Source organism: Chitinibacter sp. S2-10 (assembly GCF_046530675.1).
GTDB lineage: Bacteria > Pseudomonadota > Gammaproteobacteria > Burkholderiales > Chitinibacteraceae > Chitinibacter.
On record NZ_CP172558.1, the window covers coordinates 1,690,613 to 1,702,726 of the forward strand.

Consider the following 12,114-nt stretch of genomic DNA (forward strand, 5'->3'; position numbering starts at 1 on the left):
TGATTTTGGCGTTTTTCCGTCATATTTCATCGTTAAAGTTGTGCGTTTTAACCCGCAGAGCGGTAATAACGCATGTCCAAGCACTTTAATGATGAAAACAGCAACACCTCCGACAACCCGAGCTTTGAGACCATTCTTGAGCAACGTTTGATCAATCGCCGCGCCTTTCTGGGCATGGGTTTATCAGGCGTAGCCGTGCTGGGCAGTGTGGGTTTGGGTTTGACGACTTCTTCATCGCTGAGCCACGCAGGTTCTACAGTCAAGGCCATACCGAACAAGGCGTTAAATCCGGTGCTGGCGCAGCTTGGCTTTACTGCGGTGGGTAAAAGTTTGCTCGATCAGATCGTGATTCCTGACGGATATCGCTATCAGATCATTTATGCCTTGGGCGACCCGCTGACGGCGTCTACGCCGGCCTACAAAAACGACGGCAGCGATAGCGATTTTGAAAATCGTGCCGGCGATCATCATGACGGCATGGAGTATTTTGGTCTTGATGCAGCAGGCCGACCTTCGCCGGCTTCAGTGAACCGTGCGCTGTTGGCGATGAATCATGAAGCGACTACCGATGAAAAGTTGTCGTCGTTCTTTATTCACGCCAATGGCGGCACGGTAACATTGCCGCGTCCTGCGGCTGAAGTGGATAAGGAAGTCGCCATTCACGGTTTGTCGGTCGTTGAAATCCGCGCAATTAATCAGTCTTGGGCGACGGTTCCCGGCTCGGCGTTTAACCGACGCGTCACGCCGTTGAGCGAAGTTGAAATATCGGGCCCCGCACGCGGCAGCGCCTACTTAAAAACCAAATACTCGCGCAATGGGGTAAAAACGCGTGGCACGATCAATAATTGCGGCAGCGGCAAAACGCCGTGGGGTACTTATTTGTCGGGTGAAGAAAACTGGGCCGGGTATTTTTATCGCACTGCCAGTGATGACGCTGCGCGTGGCGATAAAAGTGTCGTGGCGCTCAAGCGTTATGGCCGAAATGCCGGTGCTGCGTCGCGGCATGGCTGGGAAAGCGCAGGCTCGGATGATCGGTATGCGCGCTGGAATATCAGCAAGCTGGGCGCCTCGGCAGATGGCTCGGACGATTATCGCAATGAGATGAATGGTCAGGGCTATATCATCGAGATGGATCCATATGACAAGCGCAAAGTATTGAAAAAACGCACTGCGCTGGGGCGGTTTGCACATGAAAGCGCCGCATTTGCTATTCCGGTCGCGGGCCAGCCGCTCACTGTGTATCTGGGCGATGATTCGCGCAATGAATACATTTATAAATTTGTTTCCAAAGAAAAATGGTCCGCCAGTGATGCCAAGCCGAGCGACCGGATTCGGGTGGGTGATAAATACCTTGATTCGGGCACTTTGTATGCTGCGAAATTTAATGTCGATGGTTCGGGCGAATGGCTGGAGCTGTCGATGCGCAATCCGGCAATCACGACTTACTCGGCGTATGCTTTTAGCGATCTGGCCGATATTTGCGTCAATGCGCGTTTAGCGGGCGACGCGGTGGGCGCAACAAAAATGGACAGGCCGGAATGGGGCGGCGTAAATCCGCTGACCGGCGAGTATTACCAGACGCTGACCAATAATAGTAATCGCACGATTGATGCGCTTTCAGGCGCGAAATTGGCACCCGATAGCGCTAATCCGCGTGCTTATGCTGATAACGATGGCAATAAGGGCAAAGGCAATCCGAATGGTCATATCCTGCGGATGAAAGAAGGCGAGAGCGTGGGGCAATTTGTTTGGGATATTTACCTGTTTGGCGCCGAAGCTGACGCGGATAAGACGATGATCAATCTGTCGAATCTGACCGATGAGCAGGATATGTCGTCACCCGATGGTCTGGTCTTTAGCCCAAGTACCGGCATTTGCTGGATCCAGACCGATGACAGCGCCTATACCGATGTGAGCAATTGCATGATGCTGGCGGCGATCCCGGGCAAAATCGGCGATGGTGCGGCCAAAACGCTGGCTTACACCAAGGCCGATGGCAGCAAGCTCGATGTGCTGACACAAGTCGGCGCAACGCCTGCTGCGAACCAGCTCAAGCGTTTTCTGGTCGGGCCGAAAGATTGCGAAATCACCGGTTTCTGCGAGACGCCGGATGGCAAGGCGATCTTTATCAATATCCAGCATCCGGGTGAAGGCACCAAGATGGCCGATATTGCCGACCCGGCCAAATACACCAGCCAGTGGCCCAGCAATGCCGGTTATGGCGCAGGCCAGCGTCCACGCTCGGCAACGATTGTGATTACGCGGGAAGATGGCGGCCGTATTGGTTCGTAAATGAAGAGCTGGAATTGTCTGCTCGATTTGTGGCAAGCGGCCTATAAAAAAACACCCCAGCCTTGCCTGGGGTGTTTGGGTATATGGCTGTAGCCATTGCTGGTATTGTGCTGTGAGACAATACCCCTATTTTGAATATTTGTTGATCGCTGCCTGAATTTCCGCGATGGCTTTTTCAATATCGTCTTCGCTGATATTGGGCGTTGCATTGTCGCCCATCGCGTCAATGTGCGTACTGACGGTGTTGGCGTCAAGTTTGACGGTTGAAACAAAGTTCGGATCGTCGAGTGCATCGCTTGCGTGCCAGTTGATCGCCAGCGCGGTCAGATTGTCGCCGAATTTGCCGCCGCGCAGCTCGGCCTTGTCCATTAGTTGCGGGATCGCGAACATGACAGGGAAAGAGCTGAGGAAATGACTGATTTCTTCGTCGGCCAGCGAGCCCCAGACGCCATCGGTACAGAGCATCACGCAGTCGCCATCTTGCAAGGCAACTCGCCCGCCGATGTCAATATCGGGCATCAGTGTGCCGCCCAGGCAATTGTAAATCTTGTTCTTTTCGGTATGGTGCAGCGCCTGTTCGGCAGTAATGACGCCGCTGTCGACCAGTTTCTGTACTTTGGAATGATCGCGTGTTTGCGCGATGGTTTTGCCATCACGCAGCAAATACAGTCGTGAATCGCCGACATGCGCCCAGTAGGCGACTTCATCCTGAATAATGCATGCAACGACCGTCGTGCGCGGAATATCGAGCAGACGATGGTTGATCGCATAGTTGTAAATGGCATCGTGGCAATTGAGCAGCGCATCGCCCAGAAATTGCACCGGACTGCTGATAATGGGCGTGGCTTTTTTCTGAAACTGATCGCTGAGCATTTCGACGGTGATTTGCGCGGCGACTTCGCCGTGCAAATGGCCGCCCATGCCGTCGGCGACGACGAGCAATAAGGCATCCCGGCTATATGAATAACCCACCCGATCCTGATTGTACTCACGGCCGCCCTGGCGGCTGTCCTGAAAAACGGTAAATTTCATTCATTACCTTTCGATTTCGGGCGTAGCAGTTCCTGCCATTTGCGTTTGGCTGCGTGGAGCAGGTTTGATCTTTTGCTCGGCGCAGAGCCCGGTTCAAGCAGGGCTTTTTGAATTTGCAATACGCTTTGCGGACGATGAGCCGGATCAAGCGCGATGCACTGATGAATCAGATTGAGCAATTCAGGCGAGTAGCGATCGGCGTATAGCATTTCAAGGCGCTGGACTTTGTCTTCTTTGGCCCGCATGTCAGAGGCTTGTGGCGCTGTGCCGGAGATACAGGCAAACATCGATGCGCCAATGGCGTAGATATCGGTCCAAGGGCCGAGTTGTTCCTTGCGGTCATACTGTTCTGGCGCGGCAAAGCCGGGCGTATACATCGGTGTCAGTTTCGAATGTTCGGTCGTCAAAGCCTGACGTGCCGAGCCAAAATCAAGCAAGACCGGCGAGCCGTCCTTGCGGATATAAATATTGGCCGGTTTGATGTCCAGATGCAGCAGTTTATTCAGATGAACTTCGCGCAAACCATTGAGCAGATTGTAAAAAACGCTGCGAATCAGCTTTTCATCCACACCTTCGCGTTCGTGATTAAGCTGAATTTCCTTTTGCAAGGTACGGCCACGTTCGTATTCCATCACCATATAAACGGTGTCATTGGCGCGGAAAAAATTGAGTACGCGGACAATATTGGGATGCTGGATGCGCGCGAGCGTTTTGCCTTCTTCAAAAAAACACTTCAGTCCATGACGGAACAGCGCAATGTTTTCTTCGCTGGTGGCGTTGACTGCGACGCCTTCCTTGCGCAAGGCGAGCGAGTTGGGCAGGTATTCCTTGATGGCGACCGGATAATCGTTTTCATCGTGCGCCAAATAAACAATACTGAAGCCGCCAGCAGAGAGCAGCTTGGCAATCGTATAGTTTTGTAATTGGAAACCGCGTGAAAGCGGTTGATTGCTAGGGGTGGCCATGCGTGGCTTTCGTTATAATCGGGCTGGCTTTAATTGTGTGTCGCGACTTATCAATTGTAAAGCGGCTTCTTACAGGGATTAATGATGATTTATAGCATGACCGGCTACGCCAGTAGCCAGCGCGAATTGGCGCAAGGAGTTTTGGCAGTCGAGTTGCGTGCCGTCAATCACCGCTTTCTTGACCTGAGTTTGCGGCTGCCCGAGGAGTTTCGTGCACTCGAAGGCGCCATTCGTGAAAAACTGAGCGGGCGTCTTAATCGTGGCAAGCTTGAATGCCGGATCAATTTCAATCAGCGTGAGGGAGCCAATGTACAGTTGCGCCTAAACAACGCTCTGGTTGCCGAATTATTGCGCCTGGCTGATCAGGTCAAAGAGCATCAGCAAGAAGCCGGTGACTTGCGTATGGGCGAAATTTTGCGCTGGCCCGGCGTGATCGAGTCAGACGCGCTGCCTACCGAACTATTGCAAAGCACCGCACTGGAAATTCTGGATGTAGCACTGGATGATTTTCTGGCTTCGCGCGCGCGTGAAGGCGAAAAACTCGGTGCAATCTTGCTCGCCAGAGCCGATGAGATGGAGCAGATTCTCGCTGAAATCAAACCGCGCTTGCCGCAAATTATCCAAGAGTATGAAGCCAGGCTTACACAGCGCTTTGTTGATGCAATCGGCACGGCTGACGACGACCGGATTCGTCAGGAGCTGGTGCTGTTTGCGCAGAAAATCGACGTTCAGGAAGAGGTTGATCGGCTGGCTACCCATATCGCCGAATTGCGCCGCATCGTCAAAACAGGTGGTAACGCGGGTAAACGACTTGATTTTCTGATGCAGGAACTGAACCGCGAAGCCAATACCTTTGGTTCTAAATCGGTGTCGGTCGACACGACCAAGGTGTCGATGGCGCTCAAAGTATTGATCGAACAGATGCGCGAGCAGATTCAGAATATCGAGTGATCGCTGCCGGGCAGTGGTGAACTTGTTTTCTGAACTGCAGCAGTTCACATATACTTGAGCCAATTAATGAGAACGGAGGCTAGCATGGCCAAGGGAAATTTATTTGTCGTCACTGCGCCTTCGGGCGCAGGTAAAACGACGCTGGTTGCTGCCTTGCTGGCGGCTGATGCCAAGGTGCAGCTGTCGGTTTCGTATACCACGCGTGCGCCACGAACAGGCGAAGTGGATGGCAAGGATTATCATTTTGTCGACCGCGCCGAATTCGAGCGGATGATCAATGCAGGTGAACTGCTCGAACATGCCGAAGTATATGGCAATTACTACGGCACCTCGCAAGTCTGGATTAACGACGTAATCAATAACGGCCGCGATATTTTGCTTGAAATCGACTGGCAAGGCGCGCAGCAGGTAAGGCGTCTATTTCCGGATGCAATAGGCCTGTTTGTTTTGCCACCTTCATTGAGCGTACTGGAAAGCCGCTTGCGTAATCGCGGCAAGGACAGCGATGAAGTGATTGCCAAACGGATGGCGGTGGCACAGGAAGAATGCAGCCATGTTGACGAGTTCGATTATGTGATCGTTAACGAGCATATCGACGATGCCGTGCGCGATATTGTTGCTGTGGTTCGCTCGCAACGGTTGACGCTGGCGCGCCAGTCTGCACGCCATACCGCTTTGATTTCAAGCCTGAAAGGCTAGCCGACCATTGCAAAACTACTGCGGAACTCGAAATCTGCGTTAAAAAATGGCTCAAAATCCTCATTTACACTCGTAAACTCCGGTTTTTCGCCATTTTTTGCCTTGCCTTCGAGCCCCTCGCGACGTTTTTCAACGGCCTGCTGATTTAGTCAAATCACTGTATAATCGACGGTTTCGTCCCTATCTGGACGCGCCGCACTTGTATTTCGGAGAGAAAAATTATGGCCCGTATCACGGTTGAAGATTGTCTGGATCGTATCCCGAATCGTTTTGATTTGACTTTGGCTGCCGCTTATCGCGCACGCCAGCTGGAAAATGGCTCATCACCGCAAGTTGATAACAATGGCCGTGACAAACCGACTGTTTTGGCTTTGCGTGAAATGGCCGCGGGTCTGGTTGGCGTAGAAATTCTGACGCGCAACCGCGGTTAAGCATGAGTACAGACTCGGTGCTCACGATTGAGGATGTTCCTGCGCTGCAGGACGCGCCCGAAGTGATCAGGGAAGCGAACAGCTTCCTCACCGAGCACACGGCTTATCTTAAGCCTGAAGACCGCCAGATGTTGAGGGCGGCTTTTTTATTCGCCGAAAACGCGCATCGTGGCCAGATGCGCCGTTCGGGTGAACCGTATATTTCTCATCCACTCGCTGTTGCGACGATTTTGACGCAATGGAAGCTCGATGCGCAGGCACTGGCCGGTGCGCTGCTGCACGATGTGATGGAAGACAGCGGCGTCACCAAGCTTGAATTGACCGAGAAATACGGCAAGCCAGTCGCCGAGCTCGTCGATGGCATGAGCAAAATCGACAAGCTCGAATTTCAGAGCAAGGAAGAAGCGCAGGCCGAAAATTTCCGCAAAATGCTGTTGGCGATGGCGCGCGATTTGCGCGTGATGCTGATCAAGCTCGCCGACCGTTTGCACAATATGCGAACGATGGACGCGATGCGCGCCGACAAGCAAAAACGCATTGCGCGCGAAACAATGGAAATTTACGCGCCGATTGCCAACCGCATCGGGCTGAACGCCGTGTATCAGGAGCTGGATGATCTGGCGTTCAAATATCTGCATCCCAATCGTTACAAGGTTTTATCCAAGGCCTTGAAAGCCGCGCGTGGTAATCGCCGCGAAGTGGTACAGAAAATTCTCGATTCGATCAATGCCAAACTCGAATCACACCAGATCGAAGCGCAGGTGTCGGGCCGCGAGAAAAATCTGTTTTCGATTTACCGCAAAATGGTCGAAAAGCAGCTGAGTTTTTCCGAAGTGCTCGATATTTATGCTTTTCGCGTCATCGTCAAAGACCATGCGCATTGCTATCTGACGCTCGGTGCCTTGCATTCGCTGTTCAAGCCGATTCCGGGCAAATTCAAAGATTACATCGCCATTGCCAAAAGCAATGGTTATCAAAGCCTGCACACGACGCTGTTCGGCCCTTATGGCACGCCGATCGAAGTGCAAATCCGCACCGCTGATATGCATCGCATTGCCGATGCCGGTGTCGCGAGCCACTGGATGTACAAGAGCGGTGACGAAGGTTATTCGGATGTGCAGCAAAAAACGCATCAATGGCTGCAATCTTTGCTTGAGTTGCAAGTCGAGTCGGGCGATGCGGTCGAGTTTCTTGAGCATCTGAAAGTCGATCTGTTTCCCGATCAGGTTTATGTCTTTACGCCTAAGGGCAAGATTCTCAGCCTGCCCAATGGCGCAACGTGCGTCGATTTTGCCTACGCCGTGCATACCGACGTCGGTCACGGTTGTATTGCCGCCAAGGTCAATCACGAGCTGGTTCCACTGCGCACCAAGCTGAAAAATGGCGACCACATCGAAATCGTCATGGCCGCGCACGCCAAACCGAATCCGAGCTGGTTGTCGTTTGTAACGACCGGCAAAGCGCGCTCGCAAATCCGGCATTTTCTCAAAACGATGCGTTTTGACGAATCAGTGCATCTGGGCGAGCGCTTGCTCAATCAGGCTTTCTCGGCCTTGCATCAGCCGCTGCATATCAATGATGAAATCTGGGAAAAATACCTGCGCGAAAATGGCGAAAAATCGCGCGAAGCGGTGCTGGCCGACGTTGGCTTGGGGCAAAAGCTCGGTGTCGTCGTCGCCAAACGCTTATTGCAGCTGGCTGGAACCTGGTCTGAAGACGGCCGTCAGGGTAAAAAACCGATGTCGGTGTCGATTCGCGGCACCGAAGGGATGGCGATCCAGTTTGCGCGTTGCTGCAACCCGATTCCTGGCGATCCGATTTTGGGCTTTGTTAAAAAAGATCAGGGGCTGGTCGTGCACACGCATGATTGCCCGCAAGTGGCCAGAGGACGGATTGACGCCGACAAGCTGATCGATGTCGATTGGGACCCGGACGTCGCGCGGCTGTTTGACGTGCCGATCAAGGTGCTGGCGGACAATGAACGCGGTACTTTGGCTGCGCTGGCCGCCGCGGTAGCCGACGCCGAAGCCAATATTGCTGCGGTGACGATGGGCGACGCGCTGGCGGCGCAGGAGCGTTACCTGAGCGTGCAATTTACGCTGCAAGTGCATAACCGGATTCATCTGGCTAAAGTGCTCAAGCAATTGCGTGCACTGCCTAGCGTGCAGCGGCTGCAACGTGTGAGGTCACTCTAGGGGTATGTTTTTGAAGGTTAGTTTAATATTGATCTTCAATCAAATACCCCTTGATGTATTTCTTTCGACTTTGATCTGCACCGGCTGGCTAATATGCAGATCGCGCTGCGGGAAAGCAATCTCAATTTCGTGCTTGCGCAAGGTTGCTTCGATCATAAAGCGCAGATCGCTGGCCACCTGGCGGCCTATCGTTCCGGCGTTCACGTCGATCCAGTAATACACACCAAACATCAGCGCATCGGCGCCAAAATCTTCGAGCAAAATTTCGGCCTCCGGCTCGGGGCAAATCTGCCCGTGCCGTTTGACCTCGGCTGCCAGTAGCTCGGCGACCTGCCTGACATCGCTGCCGTAAGCGACGCCGACTTTGACGCTCTGGCGGATCAGGCTGCTGCTGTAAGTCCAGTTGGTGACGTTCTGCTCGAGAAAGGTGCTGTTGGGAACTAGCGTTTCAATGCCGTTAATGTCGCGAATGACCGCCGCACGGACGCTCATGTCGACGACAGTGCCGCGCAAATTGCCGACTTCGACAGTGTCGCCGGGTTTGAACGGACGCTCGAGCAGCATCATCAAGCCACTGATCAGATTTTTCAGCAGCGTCTGCATGCCAAAGCCCAGACCAATGGCGATTGCGCCGCCCAGAAAGGCAAAAACGGTCAGCGGGATTCGCACCAGCAGCAGCGAATTCATCAACAAAATAATGAAAGCGACCGACAGCAGCCAGCGCTTGGCGATCCGCACGGTCACAGGAGACCAATGCATTGTTCTGACCAGCCGCCGCTCCAGCGCGCCAGCCAGTTTTAGCGTGACAAAAAAACCGATGGTGATCAGCAAAATCGCGTAAATCACTTTGCTGACGTTGACGCCGCGTTCGAGCGAAACGTCCTTGCCGTCAATTTGTATCGTGTCGGCTACGCTGAATAATTCGTATTGCCAAACTTGCACGATGAAATCGGCGACTTTGTCCTGCCAGTAATCGGCGCGCATTTCGATTGATTTTTCGGGGCTGTGCGTTGCAAACTCGACGCTGCGACGGTTAATGATCAGTCGCAATCTCGACCATTCATTTTCGGCTTCGGTGTAAATCCGGGCTCGTTCCAGCCACAGCTCATGCTCGGTCTGCTTGGCGACAGAGTCCGGCGTAATCAGTGATGCACTCATGCGCGCGACCAGTGCCGCCTGTTTCGCTTGCGCTTCGGATTGGCTGAGCGACTCGTCCCATTTTTTGCTGTGTTGCTGGAACTGGCTCAGTTCATTGGCGCTGCCGTCTTGGTCGATATTGTAATAAATCTGCCAGAAAGCCTCTTCCAGTGACTGATTATTGAGCATGTCGAGCAAGATGCCGATGTGAATGGCATTGTTGTCGAGCCGGAGCAGATTGATCCGTTCTTTTTGCAGCAAGGAGTCAAGCTCGGCTGGTTTGGTCGTATTTTCGGCTTCGCTTGCACGGCTGGAGCCGACCCGGGCGAACGCTGCATCGCGCTCGGCTTCAAGCTGGGTTTGCTGTTTTTGCCATTGTTGTTTGTCTTCGAGCAATTGCGCGATTTGGGTGTTCAATGACTGCTGTCGCGCGTCGAGCTGCTGGCGGATTTCAGCCATTTCGGCATTGCTGACCGGCGGATGAGCAGGCGCGTCCTTGATTGACTCATTGAGTGCCTGCAATCGCTCGCGGCTGTTTTGCAGTTGAATCCGCGTGTAATGATTGCGCTCTTCGCGCGCGCCCAGCACGGCGGTATTGGTGTCTACCTTGAGTTTGGCCAGCGTATATTCGGCCAGCGCTTCGCGCTGCTGGGCCGGTTTGGCGCGTTCGAGTGCTTCGCTCTTGAGCCGGAGCTGAGCCTGACTTTGCTGAATCTCGCTGCGTAATTCGTCGAGTTTGGCTTCCTGGCTTTTGAGTGTGGCCATCAGGTTTTCAACGTCCAGCTGACTGATCTGGATTAATTTGCGTCTCGCATTGAGTGCCAGCACACCGCTGGCGATCTGGCCGACTGGCGCTTGCGTTTGCGCCAGACTTTGCTGGGTGCGCAAACCGGATAAAGCCGCCAGATGCTGGCGATATGCAGTGAGCTGGACTTCGAGCAGAAATTGCTGCTCATAAGCTTGCGGATCGTTATTTTTCAGTTGCTGCAGCGCTTGCTGTACCTGCTCCAGTCGTTGTTGAACCTGGCTAGTTTTGGCCGCCAATGCATCGGTTGCGGTTTCGTTGCTGGCGGGTGCTGACGCGGGCGCTGGATTCTTGATTCCGGGTAAGGAAATCGCCAGTGCTGGCGCGGATAACAAAAGCAGGATGAACCAACGTAACAGCATGGGGTATTTCCGGTGACGGTCGAAATTAATGGATTGTACTGCGTCTGATCAAGGTGGCATTTCAGCTGCATGGTACACTGCTGGCCTTGAATTAAGACACTTCAACATAGGTTAAACCCCATGATCCAGCTTTCGATTAATGGTGCGCAACGTGAATTTTCCGCACCGCTGACCATTGCCCAGTTGATCGCCGAGCTTGAATTGAGTGGCAAACGCATCGCCATCGAGCGCAATGGCGAGATCGTGCCTAAAAGTTTGCATTCAGCGACCACGCTGCAAAATGGCGACGTGCTTGAAATGGTTGTTGCTGTGGGTGGTGGCTGAGAGGTATCTGCTTGCAGGTCTCTTCAATATTGATCTGCAGTGATATACCTAAGATTTTATTTTCCTGGCAGGGGTATGTATATGAATGAGATGAATGACACTTTCCAGATTGCAGGTAAAAGCTATCAATCACGCCTGATTGTGGGCACGGGCAAATATCAGGATTTTGAGCAAACCCGGCTGGCGGTCGATGAATCGGGCGCCGAGATCGTGACGGTCGCGATTCGCCGCGTCAATATCGGTCAGGATGCCTCGCAACCGAGCCTGCTCGACTACTTGCCTCCGAGCCAGTTTACTTATCTGCCCAATACTGCCGGCTGTTACACTGCCGACGACGCGGTGCGTACTTTGCGCCTCGCTCGCGAATTGCTCGACGATCACCGTCTGGTCAAACTCGAAGTGCTGGGCGATCCGAACACGCTGTTTCCGAATGTGCGCGAAACACTGAAAGCCGCTGAAACGCTGGTTAAAGAGGGCTTTGACGTGATGGTCTACACCTCGGACGATCCGATTATCGCCAAAGAGCTTGAGCAAATCGGCTGCTGCGCGATCATGCCGCTGGCATCCTTGATCGGCTCGGGGATGGGGATTCTGAATCCGTGGAATTTGCGGCTGATTATCGAATCGGCGAAAGTGCCGGTGCTGGTCGATGCGGGCGTCGGTACGGCGTCGGACGCGGCGATTGCGATGGAGCTCGGTTGCGATGGGATTTTGATGAACACCGCGATTGCCGGTGCACGTGATCCGATCCGCATGGCGCGGGCCATGAAGCTGGCGGTGCAAGCCGGACGCGATGCCTTCCTCGCTGGTCGTGTGCCACGCAAACTGTACAGCGCTGATCCATCAAGCCCGGTGACGGGATTGATTTCAACCGTTAAATAAATCGCCGTCAAAAACACAGTGTTTTTGCAAGAGTGCCAA

General features: G+C 53.5%; 10 protein-coding genes. 7 read left to right on the forward strand and 3 right to left on the reverse strand.

What is annotated here, in order from left to right:
- The first annotated feature begins 72 nt into the window (after positions 1–72).
- Entirely contained in the window at positions 73–2,292 is a 2,220-nt protein-coding gene (locus tag ACG2XO_RS08020) for a PhoX family protein (RefSeq protein WP_410497471.1), read from the forward strand.
- 126 nt (positions 2,293–2,418) lie between these two features.
- On the opposite strand, the gene ACG2XO_RS08025 is transcribed toward ACG2XO_RS08020, so the two are convergent.
- Together ACG2XO_RS08025 and ACG2XO_RS08030 are read right to left on the reverse strand one after the other, a co-directional pair.
- On the reverse strand, positions 2,419–3,324 hold the full coding sequence (locus tag ACG2XO_RS08025) for a PP2C family protein-serine/threonine phosphatase (protein WP_410497472.1): 906 nt from the start codon (positions 3,322–3,324) through the stop codon (positions 2,419–2,421).
- The gene (locus ACG2XO_RS08030; RefSeq protein WP_410497473.1) at positions 3,321–4,289 is read right to left on the reverse strand and encodes a serine/threonine protein kinase; all 969 of its coding nucleotides are present in this window, start codon (positions 4,287–4,289) and stop codon (positions 3,321–3,323) included. The genes ACG2XO_RS08025 and ACG2XO_RS08030 overlap by 4 nt, the downstream gene beginning before the upstream one ends.
- Positions 4,290–4,370: 81 nt before the next feature.
- On the opposite strand from ACG2XO_RS08030, the gene ACG2XO_RS08035 reads away from it, so the two are divergent.
- The 4 genes from ACG2XO_RS08035 to ACG2XO_RS08050 all read left to right on the forward strand — a co-directional run bounded on the left by ACG2XO_RS08035 (position 4,371) and on the right by ACG2XO_RS08050 (position 8,565).
- The gene (locus tag ACG2XO_RS08035; RefSeq protein WP_410497474.1) at positions 4,371–5,240 is read left to right on the forward strand and encodes a YicC/YloC family endoribonuclease; all 870 of its coding nucleotides are present in this window, start codon (positions 4,371–4,373) and stop codon (positions 5,238–5,240) included.
- Positions 5,241–5,324: 84 nt separating this feature from the next.
- The gene (gmk, locus tag ACG2XO_RS08040) at positions 5,325–5,939 is read left to right on the forward strand and encodes a guanylate kinase (RefSeq protein ID WP_410497475.1); all 615 of its coding nucleotides are present in this window, start codon (positions 5,325–5,327) and stop codon (positions 5,937–5,939) included.
- Positions 5,940–6,160: 221 nt separating this feature from the next.
- Entirely contained in the window at positions 6,161–6,370 is a 210-nt protein-coding gene (gene rpoZ / locus ACG2XO_RS08045) for a DNA-directed RNA polymerase subunit omega (RefSeq protein WP_157670290.1), read from the forward strand.
- A 2-nt stretch (positions 6,371–6,372) separates the two neighbouring features.
- Complete coding sequence (locus tag ACG2XO_RS08050; RefSeq protein ID WP_410497476.1) at positions 6,373–8,565, forward strand: RelA/SpoT family protein; 2,193 nt, start codon at positions 6,373–6,375, stop codon at positions 8,563–8,565.
- A gap of 39 nt (positions 8,566–8,604) precedes the next feature.
- Here the strand turns inward: ACG2XO_RS08050 and ACG2XO_RS08055 are convergent, their stop codons facing one another.
- The gene (locus ACG2XO_RS08055; protein WP_410497477.1) at positions 8,605–10,869 is read right to left on the reverse strand and encodes a mechanosensitive ion channel domain-containing protein; all 2,265 of its coding nucleotides are present in this window, start codon (positions 10,867–10,869) and stop codon (positions 8,605–8,607) included.
- A 120-nt stretch (positions 10,870–10,989) separates the two neighbouring features.
- On the opposite strand from ACG2XO_RS08055, the gene thiS reads away from it, so the two are divergent.
- Positions 10,990–11,193, forward strand: a complete 204-nt coding sequence (gene thiS / locus ACG2XO_RS08060) for a sulfur carrier protein ThiS (RefSeq protein ID WP_410497478.1) — start codon at positions 10,990–10,992, stop codon at positions 11,191–11,193.
- A gap of 90 nt (positions 11,194–11,283) precedes the next feature.
- Positions 11,284–12,075, forward strand: a complete 792-nt coding sequence (locus tag ACG2XO_RS08065; RefSeq protein WP_410500241.1) for a thiazole synthase — start codon at positions 11,284–11,286, stop codon at positions 12,073–12,075.
- Positions 12,076–12,114: the final 39 nt, after the last annotated feature.

Bases quoted from the DNA above. Each gene is read 5' to 3' on its own strand.
- ACG2XO_RS08020 (WP_410497471.1), top strand. From the start codon at position 73: ATGTCCAAGCACTTTAATGATGAAAACAGCAACACCTCCGACAACCCG.
- ACG2XO_RS08025 (WP_410497472.1), bottom strand. From the start codon at position 3,324: ATGAAATTTACCGTTTTTCAGGACAGCCGCCAGGGCGGCCGTGAGTAC.
- ACG2XO_RS08030 (WP_410497473.1), bottom strand. From the start codon at position 4,289: ATGGCCACCCCTAGCAATCAACCGCTTTCACGCGGTTTCCAATTACAA.
- ACG2XO_RS08035 (WP_410497474.1), top strand. From the start codon at position 4,371: ATGATGATTTATAGCATGACCGGCTACGCCAGTAGCCAGCGCGAATTG.
- gmk (WP_410497475.1), top strand. From the start codon at position 5,325: ATGGCCAAGGGAAATTTATTTGTCGTCACTGCGCCTTCGGGCGCAGGT.
- rpoZ (WP_157670290.1), top strand. From the start codon at position 6,161: ATGGCCCGTATCACGGTTGAAGATTGTCTGGATCGTATCCCGAATCGT.
- ACG2XO_RS08050 (WP_410497476.1), top strand. From the start codon at position 6,373: ATGAGTACAGACTCGGTGCTCACGATTGAGGATGTTCCTGCGCTGCAG.
- ACG2XO_RS08055 (WP_410497477.1), bottom strand. From the start codon at position 10,869: ATGCTGTTACGTTGGTTCATCCTGCTTTTGTTATCCGCGCCAGCACTG.
- thiS (WP_410497478.1), top strand. From the start codon at position 10,990: ATGATCCAGCTTTCGATTAATGGTGCGCAACGTGAATTTTCCGCACCG.
- ACG2XO_RS08065 (WP_410500241.1), top strand. From the start codon at position 11,284: ATGAATGACACTTTCCAGATTGCAGGTAAAAGCTATCAATCACGCCTG.